We start from the raw sequence: 22,799 nt of genomic DNA, 5'->3' as shown, positions 1-22,799 counted from the left end.
AGTCCAAGCCGTGTCCAGCAGCAGCCCTGCGTCACAATTCGGCCCCAACGAGTGGGTCGTCGAGGAAATGTACGACCAGTTCCTCGCCGACCCCACCTCAGTCGATGCCGCCTGGCACGACTTCTTCGCGGACTTCAAGCCAACGCAGGCCGCGCAGACGAAGGCTGACGACGCACGTCAGACCGTCAAGGATGGCCCGGGCACCAACGGCCAGGCCTCCACGCCGTCGCCGCAGACGGTCCGCAACGCCGAGTCCACCGCGAAGCAGACCGCTCCGAAGACGGAGGCGAAGGCGCCCGCGAAGCCGGCCCCGAAGACCGAAGCGAAGGCGGCCGCGCCCAAGGCGGCCCCCGCGAAGGCCCCGGCGAAGGCTCCCGCCAAGCCGGCCGAGAAGGACGCCGAGCCGGAGTCGAAGCAGCTCCGTGGCGCCGCGGCCGCGATCGCGAAGAACATGGACGCCTCGCTGTCGGTGCCGACAGCGACGAGTGTGCGCGCCGTCCCGGCGAAGTTGATGGCCGACAACCGCATCGTCATCAACAACCACCTCAAGCGCACGCGCGGCGGAAAGATCTCCTTCACGCACCTCATCGGTTACGCGATGGTCCGTGCGCTGAAGGACTTCCCGAACATGAACCGGCACTACCAGCTGATCGACGGGAAGCCGTTCGCGATCACGCCGGAGCACGTGAACTTCGGTCTCGCGATCGACATGAAGGGCAAGGAAGGCTCCCGCACGCTCGTCGTGGCCTCCATCAAGGCCACCGAGAACATGACCTTCATGCAGTTCTGGCAGGCCTACGAAGACATCGTCAAGAAGGCCCGCACCGGCAAGCTGACCGCCGACGACTTCGCCGGCACCACGATCTCGCTGACCAACCCCGGCGGGATCGGCACCAACCACTCGGTGCCGCGGCTGCAGGCCGGTCAGGGCGCGATCATCGGCGTCGGCGCCATGCAGTACCCGGCGCACTTCGAGGGCACCAGCGAGAAGGCCCTGGTCGACCTCGGCGTCTCGAAGATCATGACGCTGACCTCGACCTATGACCACCGCATCATCCAGGGTGCGGAGTCGGGCGAGTTCCTCAAGCGAATCCACGAGCTGCTGCTGGGCGAGGACGGCTTCTACGACGACGTCTTCACCAGCCTGCGCCTGCCGTACGAGCCGATCCGCTGGGTCGCCGACATCCCGGACGGCCCGGTCGACAAGACCGCGCGCGTGATCGAGCTGATCGACGCCTTCCGCATGCGCGGTCACCTGATGGCCGACACCGACCCGCTGAACTACCGGCAGCGCAGCCACGCCGACCTCGACGTCCTCTCCCACGGCCTGACCCTGTGGGACCTGGACCGCGAGTTCCCGGTCGGCGGCTTCGCCGGCCAGGAGCGGATGAAGCTGCGTGACATCCTCGGGGTGCTGCGCAACTCCTACTGCCGCACCGTGGGCATCGAGTACACGCACATCCTCGACCCCGAAGAGCGCCGCTGGATCCAGGACCGCGTCGAGATCCCGCACGAGAAGCCGGACCCCGCCGTCCAGAAGTACGTGCTCTCGAAGCTCAACGCCGCCGAGGCGTTCGAGACCTTCCTGCAGACCAAGTACGTCGGCCAGAAGCGGTTCTCCCTCGAAGGCGGCGAGACCGCGATCCCGCTGCTGGACACCATCCTGGACAAGGCCGCCGAGCACGAACTCGACGAGGTCGTCATCGGCATGCCGCACCGCGGCCGCCTGAACGTGCTCGCGAACATCGTCGGCAAGCCGATCGCGCAGATCTTCCAGGAGTTCGAGGGCAACCTCGACCCGGGCCAGGCGCACGGCTCCGGTGACGTGAAGTACCACCTCGGTGCCGAGGGCAAGTACTTCCGCATGTTCGGCGACGGCGAGACCAAGGTGTCGCTGACCGCGAACCCGTCGCACCTGGAGACCGTCGACCCGGTCCTCGAGGGCATCGTCCGCGCGAAGCAGGACATCCTCGACAAGGGTGGCGAGGGCTTCACCGTCCTCCCCGTCCTCATGCACGGCGACGCGGCCTTCGCGGGCCAGGGTGTCGTGGCCGAGACCCTGAACCTGGCGCTGCTGCGCGGTTACCGCACCGGCGGCACCGTGCACGTCATCGTCAACAACCAGGTCGGCTTCACCACCGCGCCCGAGCACTCGCGGTCGAGCCAGTACGCCACCGACGTCGCGAAGATGATCGGCTCGCCGATCTTCCACGTGAACGGTGACGACCCCGAGGCCGCGCACTGGGTGGCCAAGCTGGCCGTCGACTACCGCCAGGCGTTCCACAAGGACGTCGTGATCGACCTGATCTGCTACCGCCGCCGCGGCCACAACGAGGGCGACGACCCTTCGATGACGCAGCCGGCGATGTACGACATCATCGACACGAAGCGTTCGGTCCGGAAGACCTACACCGAATCGCTGATCGGCCGCGGCGACATCTCCGTCGAAGAGGCCGAAGCCGCGTTGCGTGACTTCTCCAGCCAGCTGGAGCACGTCTTCAACGAGGTCCGCGAGCTGGAGAAGCACCCGGCGAAGGCCAGCCCCTCGGTCGAAGAGGAGCAGCAGGTCCCGGCCAAGGTGCCCACCGCCACCACCACCGAGGTCATCGAGCACATCGGGGACGCGTTCCTCAACGTGCCCGAGGGCTTCACCCCGCACCCGCGGGTCAAGCCGGTCATGGAGCGCCGCCACAAGATGTCCCGCGAAGGCGGCATCGACTGGGCGTTCGGCGAGCTGCTCGCGTTCGGCTCGCTGGCCATGGAAGGCCGCCTGGTGCGGCTGTCCGGCCAGGACTCCCGCCGCGGCACCTTCACCCAGCGCCACTCGGTGCTGATCGACCGCAAGAACGGCCAGGAGTACTCGCCGCTGGCGAGCCTGGCCGAGGGCCAGGGCCGCGTGATGATCTACGACTCGGCGCTGTCCGAGTACGCGGCGGTCGGCTTCGAATACGGCTACTCCGTGGCCAACTCCGAAGCGCTGGTCATGTGGGAAGCGCAGTTCGGTGACTTCGTCAACGGCGCGCAGACCGTCATCGACGAGTACATCTCCTCCGGCGAGGCCAAGTGGGGCCAGCTGTCGGACGTCGTGCTGCTGCTGCCGCACGGCCACGAAGGCCAGGGCCCGGACCACACCTCCGGCCGCATCGAGCGCTTCCTCTCGCTGTGCGCGGAAGGCTCGATGACCGTCGCGGTGCCGTCGACCCCGGCGAACTACTTCCACCTCCTCCGCCGTCACGCGCTCGACGGAGTCAACCGCCCGCTGGTGGTCTTCACCCCCAAGTCGATGCTGCGCAACAAGGCGGCGACTTCGGCGGTCGAGGACTTCACCGGCCAGTCGAAGTTCATGTCGGTCATCGACGACGCCGTCGTCGACCCGTCGAAGGTGCGCAAGGTCCTGCTGACGTCGGGCAAGCTGTACTGGGAACTGGTGGCCGAGCGGACGAAGCGCGAGGCGAACGACATCGCGATCGTGCGCGTCGAGCAGTACTACCCGCTGCCGAAGAAGAAGCTGGTGGCGGCGCTCGAGCGCTACAACGGCGCGCCCGCGGTCTGGGTCCAGGAGGAGCCGGAGAACCAGGGTGCGTGGCCGTTCTTCGGCCTGAACCTGCCGCGGAAGCTCCCGGAGGTGTTCTCCAGCCTGGACGTCGTGTCGCGGCGCCCGATGGCCGCGCCGTCGGCCGGTTCGTCCAAGGTGCACGAGGTCGAGCAGAAGGCGCTGATCGCTCGGGCCTTCGACTGAGCCACTGATCGCGCGTGAAGGCCCCCTTCCCTCGGCCACGGTTTGAATGACCAGCCGAGGGAAGGGGGCCTTCACGCGCTTCAGGTGTCGAAAACGGTGGGTCCCGTTCGTGTAGGGGTAAACGAACCGAAGGAGACACCATGAAGACGCTGCTCGACGGCCTCAAGCTCCCCGAATCCGCCCGCTGGCACGACGGCCGCCTGTGGCTCGCGAACTGGGGAACCGGCCAGATCCTCGCCGTCACGCCCGACGGCGAAAGCGAAGTGATCGCGACCGTGCCGACCATGATGCCGATCACGTTCGACTGGCTCCCCCACGGCCGCCTTCTCATCGTCGACGGCCCGAACGCCCGGCTGCTCAACGCGGATTTGAGCACCTACGCCGATCTCTCGCCCGTCGCCTCCCTCTGGAACGAACTCGTCGTCGACAGCCGCGGCAACGCCTACGTCAACGGCTCCAGCGACCTGCAGCAGCCCGGCGTCATCGCCGTCGTCACTCCGGACGGCGAAGTACGCCAAGTCGCCGACGGCATCCTGTTCGGCAACGGGATGGCCATCACACCCGACGAAAAGACGCTGATCGTCGCCGAGTCGTACGGCAACCGGCTCACCGCGTTCGACGTCGCCGAGGACGGTTCGCTGTCCGGCAGGCGCGTGTGGGCGGAACTGGGCGGCGATCACCCCGACGGCATCTGCCTCGATGCCGAGGGCGCCGTCTGGTACGCCGACGTGGCGAAGAAGCACTGCGTCCGCGTCCGCGAGGGGGGCGAAGTGCTTCAGAAGGTCGAGTCCGACCGAGGCTGCTTCTCTTGCACACTCGGTGGCGAGGACGGGCGTTCGCTCTACGTCCTCGCCGCCGAATGGCATGGCTGGGACAACCCGTTCGGCGATGGGCCGTCTGGACAGGTCCAGGTCACGGGGGTCGGCCATTGAGAGGTAGGGCGAATATGGCGTTAACCGGTGGGGTCCGGACTGACTGATGGAAGCCGGGCCGCGACCCCGGATGTCCACAGGACATTTTCCTGGTGGCAGATGTCCGACTTGAGCAGTTTGCGTAGTCTCGCGAAGTGGTCGTGAGTGGCAAAGAGCGTTCTAACCCTCTTTGCCACTCACGACCCCGCTCAGGACCGTACAAATAGAAATAATCGGACATCGATTCGTCGCAAACTGTCCTTTATGGACAATCATGGGGTGCGTCCTGCCTCATCGGGAGCCCCATGCCTGTCGCCTGGTGACGAAGGCCTCCTTCACTACCGTGAGGGTAGGTAAGGAGGCCTTCACGGCAGTGAAGCCGGACATGGCCCGTTCGCCTCACCTGTCATTGACCGATCGCCTCGGAGGTCGCCTTGGCGACCTTCAAGGCGTTCTCCTTGCACACGGTCTGGTTGACCGTCCCGGACGGGTCGGGGCCGGTCACGACGACCTCCGCCTCGACGTTGCCCTGGTAGAACTTGATCTGGCACTGGCTCGACGAGTCGAGCTTGGCGTAGACGGCTTTGGTCGCCTTCGCCATGGTGGGGATGAGGACGCCGCCGTCGTTCACGGCGTTCTCGATCGAAGCCTTCGCCCAGCCTTCACCGGCGCCCGAACCCGGCTCCTTCGACTTCGACAGGTACATCCCGACCATCGCCGAAGGCGCGTTCGGTTCGCGCCAGGTGCAGAACGAGCGGGTGTAGGTGATGTCGTTGTTCGAGGTGCTCGCCGGTTCCTCGCCCTTCGGCGGTTCGAGCGGCGGCAGGTTCCGCACGCCGCTCCCGATCTTCTGGCAGGCGGGCATCGTGGAGTACTTGTCCGGCGGCCCGGTCTTCTTGGACGACGTCGGCGCCCCGGCGGAAGAAGACGGGCCGGAGTCACCGGACAGCAGCAGGAAGGCCCCGACCCCGCCACCACCGAGCACCACCACCGCGCCGATCACGAGCCCCACGATGAGTCCGGTGTTCGACTTCTTGGGCGGCGGTCCATAGCCGGGAGGCGGATACCCCGGGTATCCCTGCGGCGGGTACGGCTGTTGAGGTCCCTGCTGATAGGGCGGTCCGGGCTGCATGCGCAGAGATTAAGGCCTCGTCACCGTCCAGATAGGACGAACGGGGCAACTGGGGGCCGAATCACCCTCCGGAGACGGGAAGGCCCCCTTCCCAGCAGGAGGAAGGGGGCCTTCACGTACTCCAGGGATGGATCAGACGGTCAGCGACCAGCTGTTGATGTAGCCGGTGTCGACCCGGTACACGTCCTGCACCTTCAGCTTCCAGGCTCCGTTCGCGGCCTCGGCCGAGGCGTTGACGGTGTACGTGGTGTTGATGTTGTCGGACGAGTCGTTGCTCGAACCCTTCAGGCGGTACGAGGTGCCGTCCGGCGCGACCAGGTCGATGACCAGGTCACCGACGTAGGTGTGGACGATGTTCACCGCGACCTTGGTGGTGCCCGAAGCGTTGCGGGCGCAGTTGGCGACGTTCACCGTGCTGGTGACCGCGGCACCGGCGTCGGGAATGGAGACATCGGTGTCGTTGGTCTGCGTGCCGCAGGGCGTCGGCTCGGGGCCGGGGCCACCACCGGTGCCGGTGTAGAGCAGCACGTTCGGCGAACCGGTGCCCGCGTCGGTCACCTTGCCCTTGGTGCCGTTGTTGACCAGTGCGTCGCGGACCTGCTGCGGCGTGGCCGACGGGTTGGCGGAGGCGTACAGGGCCGCCGCGCCGACGACGTGCGGGGTCGCCATCGAGGTACCGCTGATGGTGTTGGTGCCGTTGTTCAGCCAGTCCGACGTGATGCCGCTGCCCGGCGCGAAGATGTCGAGGCAGCTGCCGATGTTGGAGAAGCTCGACCGGGCGTCGGTGCTGGTCGTCGAGCCGACCGTGATCGCTTCCGGCGTACGGGCGGGCGAGGTGTTGCAGGCGTTGGCGCCGTTGTCGTTACCGGCGGCGACACCGTAGGTGATACCCGCCGCGATCGACCGCTGGACGGCCTGGTCGAGGGTCGCCGAAGCGCCGCCACCGAGGCTCATGTTCGCGACGGCCGGCTTGACGGCGTTCGCGGTCACCCAGTCGATACCGGCGACGACACCCGCGGTGGTCCCGGAACCGGAGCAGTTCAGCACGCGGACGGCGACGAGCTTGACGCCCTTGGCCAGACCGTGCGCGGTGCCGCCGATGGTGCCGGCGACGTGGGTGCCGTGGCCCTGGCAGTCCGTGGCGTCGTTGTCGTTGTCGACGGTGTCACGGCCGTGGGTCGCGCGCCCGCCGAAGTCGGGGTGCGTGGTGAGGATGCCGGTGTCGATGACGTACGCGGTGACGTTCGACGCCGTGGTGCTGTAGCTGTACTTCTGGTCCAGCGGAAGGCTTTGCTGGTCGACCCGGTCCTGGCCCCACGACGGCGGGTTCAGCTGATCCGTCGAAAGCGAGACGACCTGGTTCTGCTCCACGTAGGCCACCGCGGGATCGGCTGCGACCCGCTTCGCCTGTTTCTCGGTCAAGGTGCCGGAGAAGCCGCGAACCGACGAGGCGAAGGTCTTCTCGACCGTGCCGCCGTGGCGGTTCGTGACGCTCTTCGCGGTGGCTTCGACCGACGAGCCGTCCTTCAGCACGACGATGTAGCTGTCCTTGATCGCCTTGTCGCTGCCGGCGTTGACGATCGAACCCTCCGCCGCCGAGGCGACGGTGGTGCTGCCGAGCGCCGTCAGCACGGCGACCGCCGCCGCCACACCGAAGGCGGGCAGGCGTCTCTTCAGGGTTCCCAGGGAATTGTTCAAGATATTCCTCCCAGGCAGGGTCGACCCACGGACGTGGAAAGGCCCGTCGGATCTTGGGGTGACTCAGAGGTGGAGCGCGTTCCACTTAGGAGCGCAGGCTGAGACTAAGTCGCGGTTTCACCCCAAGGAAGACCTTGCATTACCGACATGCCGGGGGTAAAGGACGCGCTTCAAGCGCAGGTGGGACACCGTTCAGCCCCCGCCTTTAGTCGCGTTTTGCGCCCGTACGGCCCACGAAGAATTGGGGATCCGCACACCTGGTGGTCGCTTTCCCGCCCACCGGTCGTTTCACCGGCGTGGAAGTACACACGGATGGCCGCCTACGAAAGTCGCGACCTCGCCGCGCGGAAATCGATTTCCATCCTACCTTCGGATGGAGCATGCTCGTGCCCATGTTGCTCAGACAGGAAATCCCGGCCGACCGCGAGGCGATCCACGCCGTCCACCTGGCCGCGTTCGCGAAACTCAGTGTCCCGGTGGTCGAGGCGAAACTCGTCGACGAGCTGCGTGACGACGGCGACTTGATCGCCGCACTGTCCATCGTGGCCGAACGCGACGGCGAAGTCGTCGGACATGTCTGTTGCAGCCCGGGGTGGATCGGCGAGGACGGGAAGTCGGCCGTCGGTCTCGGCCCGCTCGGTGTGCTGCCCGAGTACCACGCCTCCGGTATCGGGTCGGCGCTCGTGCACGCGGTCCTCGGCGCGGCCGACGCGCTCGGATACGGTGCCGTGGTCCTGCTCGGCGATCCGCGCTACTACTCCCGTTTCGGCTTCGTCCTCGCCGAACAGCACGGGATCACGCCGCCGGTCGCGGAATGGGCGCAGCATTTCCAGGTCCGCACCCTTCGCGCGCACGATCCCGGTCTCCAGGGCACGTTCCGCTACTCGCCCGCTTTCGACCGCCTCTGACCCTCCGCCCCCTCGCGTTTCGTCCTCTGGATGCGGTGGTTGCACGCGCAAGTACCGCATCCAGAGGACGAAACGCGAGGGGTCAGGAGGGCGCGAGGAGGTTGTTCCGCCGCAGGAAGTCCTCGGCGACGTCGAGCGGGTTGCGTTTCTCCTGGCTGAACTGGACGTTCAGTTCAGTCAGCTGATCGGTCGTGAGCACCGCCGAAACCCGGTTCAGTGCGTCGACCTCCTTCGGTGACAACGTCCCCTTCGCGACGAGAGGCACGATGTTCTGCGCGGGGAACATGTTCTTGTCGTCCACCAGCGGCACGAAGCCGTTCGCGGCGATCGTCGACGACGTGCTGAACAGGTCGGCGACCTGGATGTCCCCGGACTTCAGCGCGGCGACCGTGACCGGACCGCCGGTGTCGGTCGTGCGGATCTCGGCGAACTCGCAGCCGTAGAGGGCCTTGATCTTTTCCTTCCACCGGCTGCTCCACTGGCCGGGGCCACCGAACACGAGGTCCCGGCAGCGCGGGCCGAGGTCGGAGAACGTCCTCACCCCGGAATCGGCGAGTTCCTTGCGCACCACCAGAAGATCCTTGTCCTCGGCGGGCGCCTGGTCGAGTATCTCGAATCCGGACGGCAGTTTCCGCTTCAACTGGGCGTAGACGTCCTGCGGTGTGGTCGCCTGCGTCTCCTTGTCGAAGTACCGCAGCAGGTTCCCGCTGTAGTCCGGAACCACCGAAAGCGACTTGTCCTGCAATGCCTTGACGACGACCTCGCGGCTGCCGACCGGCGGGCGCACGGTCACGTTCTCCGCACCCGCGTTCCGCAGCGCGCCGGCGTAGATCTGGGCCAGCAGAAGACTTTCCCCGACGTCGGACGCGCCGATGATGATGTCGCCGGTCGCGCCGCCCTCGGCACCCCCGGCGAGCGGGTTACCACAACCCGTTGCCAGCAAAGCGATCCCGGCGAACAGCGCCGCCACCGTCCGCCTCATACCTTCGCCTTCTTCCCGCTCGCGGCCTGCGCCAGCCGTACTCCCCTGGGTACCAGCGCGCGCTGGACGCCCGCCAGGACGAGATCCAGCGCGACGGCGAGCAACGTCGTCAGCACCGCGCCCGCGACCACCTGCGGATAGTCCAAAATGGCCAGTCCGTCCAGCAGGAACCGGCCGAGTCCACCGAGTCCGACATAGGCGGCGACGGCGGCCGTCGCCACCAGTTGCAGCATGGAGTTCCGCACACCGCCGAGCACCAGCGGCAGCGAGATGGGCACCTCGACCTTCCACAACCGTTGCCAGCCGGTCATCCCGATGCCCTGCGCCGCGTCGACCACGCCGTGATCGGTCGCCTGCAGGCCCGCGTAGGTACCGGCGAGGATCGGCGGGATGGCGAGCACCACGAGCCCGATGATCGTCGAGATCTCGCTTTCGGTGAAGAGCAGGAACAAGAAGGTCACCAGGCCGAGCGTCGGCAGCGCGCGGATCGCGTTGCCCCCGCTCACCAGGAGTACCGCGCCGCGGCCGGTGTGCCCGACGTACAGCCCGAGCGGGATCGCGATCAGCAGCGCGAAGCACAAGGCCAGCACCGTGTAGCCGAGATGCTGCAGCAGCCGGGTGAGGACACCGTCCGTGCCCTGCCAATGGGCCGGATCGCCGAACCAGTTCAGCACGTCGCCGATCATTTCGCCCCCGCCGTGGTCGCCACCCGGTCCCAGGGTGTGAGGAGATCGCGCAGCCGCACCAGCACCAGATCGACGATCAGCGCGAGCAGCAGCGTCGCGACGATGCCGACGACGATCGGCGAGAAGTACTCGCGCTGGAAGCCGTCGGTGAACAGCACGCCGAGACCGCCGGTGCCGATCAGCGCGCCGACGCTGACCAGGCTGATGTTGCTGACCGAGGCCACCCGGATCCCGGCGGCGAGCACCGGCACGGAAAGCGGCAGTTCCACCGTGAGGAACCGGCGCGCGGGTTTGTAGCCGACCGCGGTCGCCGCCGCGACCACATGCGGCGGGACGGCGTCGAGCGCGTCCAGCACCGGGCGTACCAGCAGGGCGGCGGTGTAGACGGTGAGCGCGACGATGACGTTGACGCTGTCGAGGATCTTCGAACCGATGATGCCCGGGATCACCACGAACAACGCCAGCGACGGGATCGTGTACAGCAGGTTCGACACCACCAGCAGCACGGACCGCACCGCGGGGAACCGATGGCCGAGCCAGCCGCCCAGTACCGCGATCAGCAGGCCGAGTACCAGCGGCACCAGCGAAAGATAGACATGGTCGAGCAGATCGCCGAAGAACTGCGCCCGATTGTTGGCGCTGCCGAGATAGCGCCCGAGTTCCCCGAAGAAGTCGCCCATCAGGAACCCAGCGGCAGCGCTTCGATCACCTCGAGGACCTGCTTGGCTCTGACCACACCGAGGACCTTGTTGCCGGAATCGACGACGACGCCGAGACTCGCGGGCGACGACAGCGCCGCGTCGAGCGCGCCGCGGACCGGGGTCCCCTGCACGTACAGCGATCCGCCCGCGACGAGGTCACTCTCGGTCAACTCACCGTCCACAGAGGACTGAGGGCGGAGCCAGCCGCGCGGCTGGCCCTCGGCGTTCACCGCGAGCAGCCACTCGTCGGACGGCCCCGGCGCCGGCTTGCCGACCTCGACCCGCTCGACCTCCTCGACGACGATGCCGTCCGCCGAGAGGAAGGAGAGCCCGCGGTAGCCGCGGTCCTTGCCCACGAACGACGCGACGAAGTCGTCGACGGGATGGCGCAGCACGTCCGACGGCGTGCCGTACTGGGCGAGCACACCGCCCACGCGGAGTACGGCGATCTTGTCGCCGAGCCGCACGGCCTCGTCGATGTCGTGGGTGACGAACACGATCGTCTTCCCCAGCTGTGACTGCAGGCGCAGCAGCTCGTCCTGCAGTTCCTCCCGCACGATCGGGTCGACGGCGGAGAACGGCTCGTCCATCAGCAGCACCGGGGAATCCGCCGCGAGCGCCCTGGCGACACCGACGCGCTGCTGCTGGCCGCCGGACAGCTGCGCGGGGTAGCGCTTGCCGAGTTCCGTGGGCAGGCCGACGGTTTCGAGCAGTTCGGCCGCGCGTTTGCGGGCCTTGCCCTTGTCCCAGCCGGACAACAGCGGCACGGTGGCGATGTTGTCCAGGACGGTCCTATGTGGAAAGAGACCCGCGTGCTGGATGACGTAGCCGATGCCGCGGCGCAGCAGGGCCGGGTCGCCGTCGCTGACGTCCTTGCCGTCGAGCAGTACCGTGCCCGAGGTCGGCTCGACCATGCGGTTGATCATCCGGAGCGACGTCGTCTTACCGCAGCCGGACGGCCCGACGAAGACGGTGATGGTGCCGTCGTCGGCGGTCAGGTTCAGGTCGTCGACCGCGACCGTCCCGTCCGGATACCGCTTGGTCACGCCACGGAACTCGATAGTCACGTGTCTCTCCCCATGTCTGGTCGAAAAACCGTAGCCCAGATCTTGCCTGTTGGCACGGTGTCTCAAGCAGCGGGTCACTAGGCTGAGGCCCGTGAGTTCTCCCGTCGATGACGTCCTGGCTGCGCACGGTGTCCACGTGCGACCGCTCCATCAGGTGATTTCCCTGCTCCGGGCGGATTGGCGTGATCTCGGCGAGCTGATCCGGATCAGCACCGCGCCACGCCGGAGTGTCGAAGACGTCCTGAACGCGCTCGGCGACGACCTCGAACGGGTCGAGTCCCGCTTCCGGCTGGCCCCCGCTGCCCGCGAGAAGTACGCACGCTTCGAGGTACGGGACCGGAAAACCGACCCCGACCTGCTGAAGACCATCACCAGCTACGTCGAGAACGTGCCCGCTCCGATGGCCGCGCTCGACCACGTCCAGGCAACGCCGGAGACCGTGCTGAACCGCGCGCTGTGGCTGGACGAGCGGTATGACCTCGGCACGGCGAAGCTGCTGTTCCTCGGCGACCACGACCTCACCTCCTTGGCCGTGCGCACGCTGCGGCCCGACGCGGACCTCACCGTCGTCGACCTCGACGATCGCGTTCTGGCCTACATCGACGAACTCAGCGAGCGATCGATCCGCACCCTCCACACGGATCTGCGGGTCGGCCTGCCACCCACCGTGGCCGGGCGGATGGATCTCGTGTTCAGTGATCCGCCTTACACCCCCGAAGGAATGGGCCTGTTCGCCGCCCGCGGGGTCCAGGCGCTCGCCGAACCCTCGGACGGACGACTGCTGCTCGCTTACGGTTACAGCCCGCGACATCCCGCTCTGGGTGCACAGGTGCAGCGGGCGCTCGCGACACTCGGGCTGACCTTCGAAGCGATCCTGCCGGACTTCAACCGGTACTTCGGGGCGCAGGCGATCGGGAGCGCGGCGGACCTCTACGTCTGCCAGCCGACCGCGAAGTCGAAGAAGAACCGCGGCGGCAAGGGGAAGGCCGCGATCTACACGCACGGGCCGCAGTCGGTGGAGTCCGCCGGGGCGGCCAAGCCGTCGCTGCTCGACAAACTGCACGAGATCGCCGCCGAAGGCGGGCTGGCGCTGGAATCACGGCCGGTCGACTGGTCCGTCTCCGGGCCGGAGGGCGACGCGGTCGCGATGGACCTCTCGGCCGACCCCGGCCCGTGGCTCCTGCGGACCCTGCTGGGCACCAACGCGCGACGGCTGGCGCTGCTGGTCCCGAACTCGCATCCGGACCTGACCAACGCCGAGGCGCAGGGCGCGCTGCACCGGCTGGTCGGGGCGAAGTACCGGCTGCGGCTGCTGCGCAGCACCCCGGACAACCGGCACGCCGTCGTCGTCGCGGACGCCGTCGAGCATCCGTCGGAGCTGCTGACCCGGGCACACGCGCGGCTGGCGAACGTCTCGCTGGACGTCCCGTCGGACCTGACGGACGCGCGGCTGATCGACCTGCCGCGGCACCGGCTGACCGAACTGCTCAACTGAGTTCTGCTCGGCTGGGGAGCGCAACCCCGGATGTTATGAACGGGACTTTCATTGCAAATTTTGCAATGAAAGTCCCGTTCATAACACGCTGAAAGCCGCGAAAGTGCCGGTCACACCACGCCGTCGGCCTCGGCGGCCTTCGCGACCGCAGCGGCCACCTCGGGCGCGACCCGCGGGTCCAGCGGGCTCGGGACGATGCGGTCCGGGCCGAGATCGTCCTGCGCGACGGAGAAGATCGCCTCGGCCGCGGCCAGCTTCATGTTCTCGGTGATCGCCCGCGCGCCGGAGTCGAGCGCGCCGCGGAAGACGCCGGGGAACGCCAGCACGTTGTTGATCTGGTTCGGGAAGTCGCTGCGCCCGGTCGCCACGATCTTGGCGTACCGCGATGCCACGGCCGGGTGAACCTCGGGATCCGGATTGGACAGTGCGAACACGATCGCGTCGTCGGACATCCCGGCCAGGAGCGTCTCGTCGATGGTCGCCCCGGACAGGCCGAGGAAGACGTCGGCGCCCTTCAGCGCCTCACCGAGTCCGCCGCGCAGACCGGCCGTGTTCGTGGTCTCGGCCAGCTTCCGCTTGATCGGGTTCAGGCCTTCGCGGCCCTCGTGGATGATCCCGCGCGAGTCGAGCACGGTGACGTCCGCAACGCCGGCGTTCTGCAGGATCCTGGCGCAGGCCACACCCGCCGCGCCCGCTCCCGAGACGACCACGCGCTGACCGGAGATGTCCTTGCCGAGGACCTGGTTCGCCCCGCGCAGCGCGGCCAGCGTGACGATCGCCGTACCGTGCTGGTCGTCGTGCATGACCGGGCAGTCGAGGGCCTCCTTGAGCCGGTCTTCCAGCTCGAAGCAGCGCGGCGCCGAGATGTCCTCCAGGTTCACCGCGCCGTACGACGGGCGCAGCCGGACCAGGGTTTCGATGATCTCGTCGACGTCGGTGGTGTCGAGCACCAGCGGGATCGAGTCGAGCCCGCCGAAGGTCTTGAACAGGACCGACTTGCCTTCCATGACCGGCAGCGAGGCGCTCGCGCCGATGTCACCGAGACCGAGCACCGCCGTACCGTCGCTGACCACCACGACCAGCCTGTCCGCCCACGTGTACCGCTTCGCCTTGGCCGCGTCCTCGGCGATCGCCCGGCTCACCTTCGCCACCCCAGGCGTGTACGCGACCGAAAGGTCACGGGGCGAGGAGATCGGGCGTGTCGCGGCCACGGAGAGCTTGCCGCCCTCGTGTCCTTCGAAGATCTCGGTGTCGGTCACTGGCGTGGTCATCGTGGTTCCCGTCATTGCTTCCGCCGTGTCTAAGGACGGCGGAGTCTCGATTCGAGCGTAAGTCACTGCATTCTCCTGGGACTGCGAGCGGGGGAACTGGTAGATGGGCAGGCCGAAGGGCATGGCCCGGCCCACCTGGGGTAACTCGTCCTCCGACACGGCAGCCCAGCGCGGTAGCGCCGGCCTGTCGGCGAAGCGTCCAATCGGCCATCGGTGCCGTGGGTGTGGCGACGGCCGCGGACGCAGCGGTCCGATCATTGTGACAGGACCACGGACCAGTGTGCCCCTCTGGTGCGGTTGATGTCACAAACGGGCCCGGCTTTCCGCAGCTCAGGAGTGGTTTCCCAAGACGTCCGTCCGGCTTGGGAAGGCGGCGCCTGCCCTCGTTAGCATGGACGTCATGCAAGCCAGGCGCCTCAGCATCCCCGAGTGCTTCGAATTCACCCCTCGGGTTTTCCCCGATCACCGCGGCCGGTTCGTGGCGCCGTTCCAGGAGGAGGCGTTCATCAAGACGGTCGGGCATCGGCTTCGCCTGGCGCAGACCAACACCAGCGTTTCCCGGCGTGGCGCCATCCGCGGCGTGCACTTCGCGGACACGCCTCCCGGGCAGGCGAAATACATTTACTGCGCCCGCGGTTCGCTGCTCGATGTCGTCGTCGACCTCCGTGCCGGCTCGCCCACCTTCGGCGAATGGACGTCCGTGCTGCTCGACAGCACCGAGTACAAATCCGTCTACCTCGCCGAAGGCCTCGGCCACGCCTTCATGGCGCTGGAAGACGACACGGTGATGGTCTATCTCTGCTCCGAGCCGTACAACCCGGCGGCCGAGCACGGCATCAACCCGATGGACGCCGACCTCGCGCTGCCGTGGCCGCACGACATCGAACCCCTGCTGTCCGAAAAGGACACTGACGCGCCCAGCCTCAAAGAGGCCTTGGAGCAGGGAATGCTCCCCCGTTACGACGAGTGCGTCGCGTACTACGAGAAGCTGCGGGCCGAAGGCTAGGGCAGCACGTCCTCCCGCAGCACCCGGTCCACGTTCCGTTCCGCCAGCGCGGTGATCGTCACGAACGGGTTCACCCCGGTACTGCCCGGGATCAGCGATCCGTCGGTCACGTAGAGATTCCGGTAGCCCTTCACCCGGCCGTACAGGTCGGTGGCCTTGCCGAGCACCAGCCCGCCCAACGGGTGATACGTGAACCGGTTCTCGAACGACCGCGTATCCCCGAACAGATCACTCCGGTAGATCGTGCCGTTCGCCCGGTTGACCTTGTCGAACAACGACTTCGCCGCGTCGATCGACGGTGTGCCCTGCGCGGCGCTCCACCGCAGTCGCGCGGAATCACTGGCGGCGTCGTAGGTGAAGTGGCCGCGTTCGGGGTTCTTCGTGATCGCGAGGTACAGGCTCAGCCACGTCTCGATCCCGGCGGGCACCGGCGCGACCTCCGCGAAGACGGGGTTGACCGGGTCGTCCCACGCGTCGATGCCGAGCGCGGGCATCCCCGACTGCAGTGAGCCGCCGAGGTCCCACGCGTGGTTGGCGCGGCCCAGCATCACGTTGCCGTTGGTCCCCCAGCCGCGGCCGACCTCGTCGTTCAGTTCGGGCAGCGTCCCGGTTTCCCGCGCCCGGACGAGCAATTCCGTCGAACCGAGACTGCCGGCGCCGAGGAAGAGGTACTTCGCGCCGAGCTGTTTCCTCGCCACGACCGTGCCGTTCTCCGCGGTTTCGTGCACTGTCAGCACGTAGGTGCCGTCGGTCTGCCGCGTGATCCCGCGGACCTGGTGCAGCGTCTTGATGGTCACGTTTCCGGTGCCGAGCGCGGCCGCGAGATAGCTCTTGTCGAGGGAACGCTTGCCGTGGTTGTTGCCGTAGATGACCTCGGACGCGAGCGCCGACCGCGGCACCGTGCCCGCTTCTTCCTGTTTCAGGTACTCGAAGTCGTAGACACTGGGCACGAACACCGTCTTGAGTCCCGCTCGCCCCGCGGCCTTCCGGGAAACCCTCGCGTAGCGGTAGGAACGGCAGGTCTCGAACCACCGCGGGTCGATGTCGTTCACCCCGAGGGCCCGGTTGGCCCGGGGAAAGTACGTCCCGTACATCTCGTCCGCGTCGACGGCGGGCAGGATCTCCTCGAAGTACGACCGCCTCGGCGTCACGGCCATCGCGCCGTTGACCAGCGAACCGCCGCCGACCCCGCGGCCCACGTAGACGGACATGTCGCCGTAGTTCACCCTGTCGAGGACACCGGGGTACCGATCGATGTTCCGGTTGGCCAGGTCGAGCCAGAGAAAGGACGCGAGCGGGGCCTGCGTCCGGTTCTTGAACCACATGGCCCGCCGGTCGGGCTGGAGCATGTCGCAGAAGACCTTGCCGTCGGGGCCGGGTTTCGCCCACAGCTTGCCCATTTCGAGCATGACGGTGGGGATCCCGGCCTCGCCGAGGCGGAGCGCGGTGACGGCGGCGCCGTATCCGGTGCCGATGACGACGGCGGGAGCGAAACCCTGCGCCGGCTGCGCGGCACGCGCGGTGGAAATCGTGGTGAGCCCGAGAGCGGCGGCGGAGTTGAGTGCGGTGAACCCAAGGAACGTGCGGCGCGACAGTGGGGACATGGGCCGATGATCACCCGCCGCTTCCGGCCCCTTCAAGACCGAATCCGAAGACAATTCGCGTCAGCTGGGTAAACACCGTTAATGTTCACTCGAACGTGGCGATTTCCGGGATCCCCTGGGGGCTTTCCCCGATGTGGCCACAAGCGGCGCAGACCACTCTTTTCGGTCATGAGACGTCTTCTCGCAGCGGCCACGGCCGCACTGTCCGCCGCCGCCCTCTTCGCTTTCCCCGGCCTCGCCTCCGCGACGCCGTCACCCTTGCCCGACTTCGACTTCTCCGCGTGCCCCGCCCCGCCGGCCAACGCCGATCCGGGCACCTGGCGCTGTGAAGCCTTTGTCTCCCAAGGAGTCCTGACCGTCGGCGACCGGGAGATCACGCTCGGGGAGATGCGGCTGACGTTCTCCGAGGGTGAAGTGGACGGGAAGTACGCGCAGGTGTTCGGCGAACTGCGCCACGCTCCCGCCAGGATCGATGGCGCTTTCGGCGCGAGCATGCAGCTGAAGTACGGCGGCTACTCGGACTTCCAGTCGAACGACGAACGCCGCGGCGAACTCGACTTGTACGCCGTTCTGCGGCATCCCTTGCTGCCCAAGGGATGCACGCTCGGGACGTTCGACACCCCACTCCACTCGGTCGTCAAGGACGATCCCGCGGTGCCCTTCGAGGTGCTCTCGCAGAACCCGAAGACGGTGAAGTTCGGCGTCGTGGACACACAACTCGCCCTGCCCCGCACGACCGGTTGCGGACGGCTGGCGCCGGTGGCCGACCGCCTGCTCGGCCTGCCGTCACCAAGCGGGGCGAACACCCTCAAGCAGACGACCTACGTGCGGTTCAAGGCCCTCTGACCACCGCGTTTCGTCCTCTGAATGCGGCGCTGGGGTCGTGAGTGGCAAGTGTCGTTAGAACGACACTTACCACTCACGACGCAAGTCGGCGAGGTGTTCGGTGACGCGATCGAGGAACCTCCTCAGCGAGTTCGTCACCGTCCTCGAACACCTCGATCGCCATTCCGGAATCCTGGCATGCCGATCCGCGAAGGTGCTCACTTCTTCTTGGTCACCCAGATGGTGATGGTCGCGGTCACGACGACCTTCCCGTTCGTGTCCGTGATCGTCACCGGTACGGGAAGCTCGAAACCCTCGTCGCCGAATTCCGGCAACCCCGGCAGTTCGGCGACGGCACGGAGGCCCGTCTCCGCCTTCGCGACGTAGGCGACCGTCATCCCCTTGGGCAGCCAGCGATGCGTCGTCGGGACGGTCGCCTCGGCGAGCATGCCCATGGCGATCTCGGCGAGGTTGCACGCCGCGATCGCGTGAAAGGTCTTGATGTGGTTGTAAACACCCCACCACTTCGGGGACGTCACCTCGCACCGGCCGGGACGCAGTTCGCGCACCGACGGGAGCACCGTCCGGAAGTACGGCACACGCAGGCACATCGCCGCCGAGAACAGCTGTTTGCCGACCGGCTTGCCCGCCAGCCGGTTCCACATCGCGTAGGTCGGGTTCTGCGCCATCACGGTCTCCTCACCATGTTACTCGTCGGTAGCATAACCGGACCGCAGGCTATATTCGCAACGTGGCACATCGGCTCTTCCTCCTCCGGCACGGTCAGACCGAGTGGTCCGTCAACGGGCGGCACACCGGACGCACCGACATCCCGCTCACGACGGCGGGCGAAGGGCAGGCCCGCGCGGCGGGTGGTTCCCTGCGCACGGTGCTCGGCGGCGCCCCCGCGCTCGTCCTGTCCAGCCCCCGCACCCGCGCGCTCCGGACGGCCGAGCTGGCCGGGCTGCGCGTCGACGAGGTCACCGAAGAGCTGGCCGAATGGGATTACGGCGACTACGAAGGCATCACCACACCGGTGATCCGCGAGACCGTTCCCGGGTGGACGGTCTGGTCGCATCCGATCCCCGGCGGTGAAAGCGCGGAGGACGTCAACACCCGCGCGGACAAGCTGATCGACCGCGTCCGCGAACCCCTCGGCAAGGGCGACGTGATCCTGGTCGGGCACGGGCACTTCAGCCGTGTCCTGGTCGCGCGCTGGATCGGGCTGCCGTCGACGGCGGGCGTCCACTTCGGACTCGACCCGGCCGGCATCGCGGTACTCGGCGACGAACGCGGCGAGCCGCAGATCGAACACCTCAACCTGCTCCCCACCACGGAGGATTAGTGTCCGACGAGCGCATCCGGCGCATCAAGGAAGAAGACGTCGACGCCGTCGTCCGGCTCGTCTACGACCTCGCCGAGTTCGAACGCGCCCCCGACGAATGCCACCTCACCCCCGAGCAGCTGCGCACCGCGCTGTTCGGCGAGGCCCCGGCACTGTTCGGCCACGTCGCCGAAGTCGACGGCGAAATCGTGGGCTACGCGCTCTGGTTCCTCAACTTCTCCACCTGGCGCGGGGTGCACGGCATCTACCTGGAGGACCTCTACGTCCGCCCCGAACAGCGCGGCTCCGGCCTCGGCAAGGCACTGCTGGCCACCCTCGCGGCGGTCTGCGTGGAGCGCGGTTACGCCCGTCTCGAATGGTCGGTGCTGAACTGGAACCCGGCGCAGGGGTTCTACAAGTCCCTCGGCGCGGTGCCGATGGACGAGTGGACCGTGGACAGGCTCACCGACGAGCCCTTGAAGGCACTCGCCGCCCAGGTCTAGCCGTTTGAGCGCGGTCGCCGGATTCCGGCAAAGTCGCATAGCTGCTGGTCCGTGCCGCTCCCAAGACGGCGACCGACGTGAGGGGTGTGTGGATATAGGGACGTTCAACGTCCCTATATCCACACACCCCTCACTAGCGGTAATGCTCACGCGCCGCCAGCCACAGCGAGTGACCACATGGGGCGAAGGCGCGGTCACGTGACGAAACCGTGCGCCTTACCCAAAACGGGCGCCTGACCTTGACTCACCTTCCCCGCTCCCGGGTGTGCCGGGGCTCTGGGGTGTGACCCGCGTCCATGAAGGAATTGGGACACTCACCGTCCCAATTCCTTCATCGTCGGCCTGCCGTGATGAATAGTCGCCAAGGCGAGCGTGCCGGAACCACATCCATACCGCCGACCTCGAGTCCCACGCAATGACCCGCAGGTCCACTGCCCGGCGGCACAGGTCTAGCGGCCGTCCTGCTCCTCGCGCTCACGCCGTGCCGCACGACCTGCGGCGCCGTCGCGTTCGGCGGCTTCTTCCTCGGTCTCGCCTTCGCGCAGCCCGAGCGCCCAGGCACGCGACGGGCGGCGGAACAGCAGCACGATGACGCCGACGCCGATCAGGCCCAGCGGCACGCCCCACAGCGGTTGCCCGGAGGGGCCGGCGCCGTACCAGCCGACGCCGACCAGGATCAGCGCAACGACCACCCCTGGCGACCTCGCCCAGGTCTTCCCCAGCACCAGGCCGGCCGCGCAGGCCAGCGTCCCGGCGGCGAGAACGAGGTAGTAGGCGACCTCGGCCACCAGGTTCTCCGGTCCGGCCTGGCCGTTGACCAGGAGCAGGACCGCGAACACGATCAGGGCGAGCCCCGGCAGCGCGGTGATGATCCCGGCGAGGCGGACTTCGCGGGGCGCGGGCGAGAGCTTGTCGGCGATGGACACGGCGAAACAGCCTTCCAGGCTTCCGGACACGGAGCTCCACCAGGGCGGGTCACCGTACGTGAGCACATTCGATCGTATGCCACCCGGACGGCCGGTTTCCCCTGACCGCCGGGTGGGAAGAATTGGAGGCGTCGTCGATGAGCGGGCGGTCGGCCCGGGTGCACTTGTCACGACGCGCTGTCATCCCCGGCAGTGAGGAGGGACGCCCGCCACAGGGTCACCAGGTGCAGCTTCGAGGACGCACGTGCCGTTGAGCTTCGCGTCACCTGACGCTCCCCTCTTCGGGCCGAAGAGGCTTACCCTGCGGTAGTGCGTGCCATCCTCGTCGTGAACCCCCAGGCCACCTCGACCACCGCAGGTGGCCGTGACGTGCTGGCGCACGCGCTGGCCAGCCAGGTGAAGCTCGACGTCGTGGAGACCGACTACCGCGGCCACGCGATGGCCGTGGCGCGCTCCGCCGCCCGCGACGGGATCGATCTGGTGGTCGCCCACGGCGGCGACGGCACGGTCAACGAGGTCGTCAACGGTCTGCTCGCGGACTCCGACGGCGATCCGGCCGAAATCGGCGATGTCCCCATGCTCGGGGTCGTGCCGGGAGGCTCGGCGAACGTCTTCGCCCGCGCACTGGGGATCGCACACGATCCTGTGGAAGCGACCCATCAGCTCCTCAACGCCATCGAGAACGACCGGAACCGCGCGGTCGGCCTCGGACTCGCCGACGGCCATTGGTTCACCTTCAACGCCGGCCTGGGCTGGGACGCCGACGTCGTCGGCCGCGTGGCCAAGCGACGCGGCAAGCAGACCACCGCGGGGCTCTATCTCCGGGCCGCCGTGGCGTCGCATCTGCGGCCCCCGCTCGGCAGGCCACCCCTCACCGTGCGGATCCCGGGTGAAGAGCCCACCGAAGTGCTGACCGCTTTCGTGTCCAATACCGATCCGTGGAGTTACCTGGGTGACCGTCCCGTTCACCTGAACCCGGGCAGCTCGTTCGACACCGGATTGGGCCTTTTCGCGTTGAGCGGTCTGGGATTGCCCACCGTGTTCAAGCATGTACGGCAGGCATTGCTCACGAAGAGCAACCAACGCGGACGACGTCTCCTTCGTCACGATGACCTGCCGATGATCCGCATCGACGCTGCTGAACCGGTAAACTTCCAGGTGGACGGCGACCTCGTCGGCCAGCGGACGAGGGTGGAGTTCTTCAGCGTCCCGGGAGCACTGACAGTAACCGTCTGACGACCGGACCGCTGATCGCCTGCGGCAAAGTACGACCTGCCGCTCATCGACGCAGAACCTCCGCTCACCGCATCGGCCTTCCCTTGGGGAGACCGTTTCGGAACGAAACCGCAGGTCAGGAGCGTCGCTCGGCCGGGTGAGCTGACTCACCGATCTTCAGAAAACCCTTGTCGAAACGGGTGCTTCGTGAAAGCATTCACAAGCACCCAAAAAAACGACCGCCATGACGACTATGGCGCGGAGTACCGCGCCGTTATGAAGGAGCTCAGAAACATGGACTGGCGCCATGACGCGGCCTGCCGAGACGAGGACCCCGAGCTGTTCTTCCCCGTGGGAACCAGTGGTCCGGCTCTGTCGCAGGTAACGCAGGCGAAGGCCGTGTGCCACCGCTGCACCGTCGCATCCGACTGCTTGGCCTGGGCATTGGCCAGCGGGCAGGACGCAGGCGTCTGGGGCGGGATGAGCGAGGACGAGCGACGGGCCCTGAAGCGCCGTCGTACGCACATCGGCACGCGTACCTCCGCCTGAGTCTTCAAGACTCAGCACTCTTCATCTCAGCATCACAGCGCAGAACTTAAAGTAGCGACAACACCCCAAGCTTCGGGAAATCCCGCGGCGTAGTGGCTGTATGGCCCTGCGTTGCGAGGTGACACGTACCCGACTTGAGCTTAACAAGCGAGGCCGACACGCCCCCACGGGGGTATGGCTTCACTGGACTTTCACCAAGTCCTCCCGCGGAACCGTTGCAGGGCCGGCGCCACTTCTCTTCGGGCGCCGGCCCTTAA

20 protein-coding genes are annotated in these 22,799 nt (G+C 67.4%); 10 read left to right on the top strand and 10 right to left on the bottom strand.

All coding sequences use genetic code 11. The features are described 5' to 3' along the window. The first annotated feature begins 10 nt into the window (after positions 1-10). Both SD37_RS06840 and SD37_RS06835 read left to right on the top strand, forming a co-directional pair. On the top strand, positions 11-3,739 hold the full coding sequence (locus SD37_RS06840) for a multifunctional oxoglutarate decarboxylase/oxoglutarate dehydrogenase thiamine pyrophosphate-binding subunit/dihydrolipoyllysine-residue succinyltransferase subunit (protein ID WP_083254889.1): 3,729 nt from the start codon (positions 11-13) through the stop codon (positions 3,737-3,739). 140 nt (positions 3,740-3,879) lie between these two features. Continuing rightward, complete coding sequence (locus SD37_RS06835; RefSeq protein ID WP_044852329.1) at positions 3,880-4,671, top strand: SMP-30/gluconolactonase/LRE family protein; 792 nt, start codon at positions 3,880-3,882, stop codon at positions 4,669-4,671. Between the two features lie 385 nt (positions 4,672-5,056). Here the strand turns inward: SD37_RS06835 and SD37_RS06830 are convergent, their stop codons facing one another. Together SD37_RS06830 and SD37_RS06825 are read right to left on the bottom strand one after the other, a co-directional pair. After that, the gene (locus SD37_RS06830) at positions 5,057-5,782 is read right to left on the bottom strand and encodes a hypothetical protein (RefSeq protein WP_044852328.1); all 726 of its coding nucleotides are present in this window, start codon (positions 5,780-5,782) and stop codon (positions 5,057-5,059) included. Positions 5,783-5,914: 132 nt separating this feature from the next. Continuing rightward, a complete protein-coding gene (locus SD37_RS06825) occupies positions 5,915-7,480 on the bottom strand; it encodes a S8 family peptidase (protein ID WP_044852327.1) in 1,566 nt (521 codons plus the stop codon). 392 nt (positions 7,481-7,872) lie between these two features. Between SD37_RS06825 and SD37_RS06820 the strand changes: the two genes are divergently transcribed. Further along, complete coding sequence (locus tag SD37_RS06820) at positions 7,873-8,388, top strand: GNAT family N-acetyltransferase (protein WP_044852789.1); 516 nt, start codon at positions 7,873-7,875, stop codon at positions 8,386-8,388. 82 nt (positions 8,389-8,470) lie between these two features. On the opposite strand, the gene SD37_RS06815 is transcribed toward SD37_RS06820, so the two are convergent. The 4 genes from SD37_RS06815 to SD37_RS06800 are packed head-to-tail and all read right to left on the bottom strand — an operon-like array spanning position 8,471 to position 11,824. Next, complete coding sequence (locus SD37_RS06815; RefSeq protein ID WP_044852326.1) at positions 8,471-9,370, bottom strand: ABC transporter substrate-binding protein; 900 nt, start codon at positions 9,368-9,370, stop codon at positions 8,471-8,473. Continuing rightward, positions 9,367-10,056: an ABC transporter permease gene (locus SD37_RS06810; protein WP_044852325.1), complete on the bottom strand. Its 690-nt coding sequence runs from the start codon at positions 10,054-10,056 to the stop codon at positions 9,367-9,369. The genes SD37_RS06815 and SD37_RS06810 overlap by 4 nt, the downstream gene beginning before the upstream one ends. Beyond that, complete coding sequence (locus SD37_RS06805; protein WP_044852324.1) at positions 10,053-10,736, bottom strand: ABC transporter permease; 684 nt, start codon at positions 10,734-10,736, stop codon at positions 10,053-10,055. The genes SD37_RS06810 and SD37_RS06805 overlap by 4 nt, the downstream gene beginning before the upstream one ends. After that, a complete protein-coding gene (locus tag SD37_RS06800; RefSeq protein WP_044852323.1) occupies positions 10,736-11,824 on the bottom strand; it encodes an ABC transporter ATP-binding protein in 1,089 nt (362 codons plus the stop codon). Before SD37_RS06800 ends, SD37_RS06805 begins: the two co-directional genes overlap by 1 nt. A gap of 91 nt (positions 11,825-11,915) precedes the next feature. On the opposite strand from SD37_RS06800, the gene SD37_RS06795 reads away from it, so the two are divergent. Continuing rightward, a complete protein-coding gene (locus tag SD37_RS06795; RefSeq protein ID WP_044852322.1) occupies positions 11,916-13,319 on the top strand; it encodes a bis-aminopropyl spermidine synthase family protein in 1,404 nt (467 codons plus the stop codon). Between the two features lie 110 nt (positions 13,320-13,429). Here SD37_RS06795 and SD37_RS06790 read toward each other — a convergent pair whose 3' ends face one another. Continuing rightward, positions 13,430-14,605, bottom strand: coding sequence for an NAD(P)-dependent malic enzyme (locus SD37_RS06790; protein ID WP_037306635.1), 1,176 nt, complete (start codon positions 14,603-14,605; stop codon positions 13,430-13,432). 385 nt (positions 14,606-14,990) lie between these two features. On the opposite strand from SD37_RS06790, the gene SD37_RS06785 reads away from it, so the two are divergent. Then, positions 14,991-15,596: a dTDP-4-dehydrorhamnose 3,5-epimerase family protein gene (locus tag SD37_RS06785; protein WP_044852788.1), complete on the top strand. Its 606-nt coding sequence runs from the start codon at positions 14,991-14,993 to the stop codon at positions 15,594-15,596. On the opposite strand, the gene SD37_RS06780 is transcribed toward SD37_RS06785, so the two are convergent. Beyond that, a complete protein-coding gene (locus SD37_RS06780) occupies positions 15,593-17,200 on the bottom strand; it encodes a GMC oxidoreductase (RefSeq protein WP_044852321.1) in 1,608 nt (535 codons plus the stop codon). The two genes, SD37_RS06785 and SD37_RS06780, sit on opposite strands and share 4 nt — an antisense overlap. A gap of 168 nt (positions 17,201-17,368) precedes the next feature. Here SD37_RS06780 and SD37_RS06775 point away from each other — a divergent pair, with 168 nt between their 5' ends. Beyond that, the gene (locus SD37_RS06775; RefSeq protein ID WP_044852320.1) at positions 17,369-18,046 is read left to right on the top strand and encodes a hypothetical protein; all 678 of its coding nucleotides are present in this window, start codon (positions 17,369-17,371) and stop codon (positions 18,044-18,046) included. Positions 18,047-18,243: 197 nt separating this feature from the next. Here the strand turns inward: SD37_RS06775 and SD37_RS06770 are convergent, their stop codons facing one another. Beyond that, positions 18,244-18,714, bottom strand: a complete 471-nt coding sequence (locus SD37_RS06770) for a hotdog fold domain-containing protein (protein WP_044852319.1) — start codon at positions 18,712-18,714, stop codon at positions 18,244-18,246. Positions 18,715-18,776: 62 nt separating this feature from the next. Between SD37_RS06770 and SD37_RS06765 the strand changes: the two genes are divergently transcribed. Next, positions 18,777-19,370, top strand: a complete 594-nt coding sequence (locus tag SD37_RS06765; protein ID WP_044852318.1) for an acid phosphatase — start codon at positions 18,777-18,779, stop codon at positions 19,368-19,370. After that, entirely contained in the window at positions 19,370-19,852 is a 483-nt protein-coding gene (locus SD37_RS06760) for a GNAT family N-acetyltransferase (protein WP_037306622.1), read from the top strand. Before SD37_RS06765 ends, SD37_RS06760 begins: the two co-directional genes overlap by 1 nt. 449 nt (positions 19,853-20,301) lie before the next feature. Here the strand turns inward: SD37_RS06760 and SD37_RS06755 are convergent, their stop codons facing one another. After that, positions 20,302-20,808, bottom strand: a complete 507-nt coding sequence (locus tag SD37_RS06755) for a hypothetical protein (protein WP_235783506.1) — start codon at positions 20,806-20,808, stop codon at positions 20,302-20,304. 279 nt (positions 20,809-21,087) lie between these two features. Between SD37_RS06755 and SD37_RS06750 the strand changes: the two genes are divergently transcribed. Beyond that, a complete protein-coding gene (locus SD37_RS06750) occupies positions 21,088-22,014 on the top strand; it encodes a diacylglycerol/lipid kinase family protein (protein ID WP_044852317.1) in 927 nt (308 codons plus the stop codon). Positions 22,015-22,287: 273 nt separating this feature from the next. Continuing rightward, positions 22,288-22,542, top strand: a complete 255-nt coding sequence (locus tag SD37_RS06745) for a WhiB family transcriptional regulator (protein WP_037306843.1) — start codon at positions 22,288-22,290, stop codon at positions 22,540-22,542. The last annotated feature ends 257 nt before the right edge of the window (positions 22,543-22,799 follow it).

This window comes from Amycolatopsis orientalis (assembly GCF_000943515.2).
GTDB lineage: Bacteria > Actinomycetota > Actinomycetes > Mycobacteriales > Pseudonocardiaceae > Amycolatopsis > Amycolatopsis orientalis.
The sequence above is the reverse complement of the archived record's forward strand: the minus strand, read 5'-3'. Positions and strand labels throughout refer to the sequence as shown.

What these genes read in the sequence shown, in the direction of transcription:
- SD37_RS06835 (WP_044852329.1), top strand. Translation starts at nt 3,880, where the DNA reads ATGAAGACGCTGCTCGACGGCCTCAAGCTCCCCGAATCCGCCCGCTGG.
- SD37_RS06805 (WP_044852324.1), bottom strand. Translation starts at nt 10,736, where the DNA reads ATGGGCGACTTCTTCGGGGAACTCGGGCGCTATCTCGGCAGCGCCAAC.
- SD37_RS06790 (WP_037306635.1), bottom strand. Translation starts at nt 14,605, where the DNA reads ATGACGGGAACCACGATGACCACGCCAGTGACCGACACCGAGATCTTC.
- SD37_RS06770 (WP_044852319.1), bottom strand. Translation starts at nt 18,714, where the DNA reads ATGGCGCAGAACCCGACCTACGCGATGTGGAACCGGCTGGCGGGCAAG.
- SD37_RS06780 (WP_044852321.1), bottom strand. Translation starts at nt 17,200, where the DNA reads ATGTCCCCACTGTCGCGCCGCACGTTCCTTGGGTTCACCGCACTCAAC.
- SD37_RS06820 (WP_044852789.1), top strand. Translation starts at nt 7,873, where the DNA reads ATGTTGCTCAGACAGGAAATCCCGGCCGACCGCGAGGCGATCCACGCC.
- SD37_RS06785 (WP_044852788.1), top strand. Translation starts at nt 14,991, where the DNA reads ATGCAAGCCAGGCGCCTCAGCATCCCCGAGTGCTTCGAATTCACCCCT.
- SD37_RS06745 (WP_037306843.1), top strand. Translation starts at nt 22,288, where the DNA reads ATGGACTGGCGCCATGACGCGGCCTGCCGAGACGAGGACCCCGAGCTG.
- SD37_RS06815 (WP_044852326.1), bottom strand. Translation starts at nt 9,370, where the DNA reads ATGAGGCGGACGGTGGCGGCGCTGTTCGCCGGGATCGCTTTGCTGGCA.
- SD37_RS06775 (WP_044852320.1), top strand. Translation starts at nt 17,369, where the DNA reads ATGAGACGTCTTCTCGCAGCGGCCACGGCCGCACTGTCCGCCGCCGCC.
- SD37_RS06830 (WP_044852328.1), bottom strand. Translation starts at nt 5,782, where the DNA reads ATGCAGCCCGGACCGCCCTATCAGCAGGGACCTCAACAGCCGTACCCG.
- SD37_RS06810 (WP_044852325.1), bottom strand. Translation starts at nt 10,056, where the DNA reads ATGATCGGCGACGTGCTGAACTGGTTCGGCGATCCGGCCCATTGGCAG.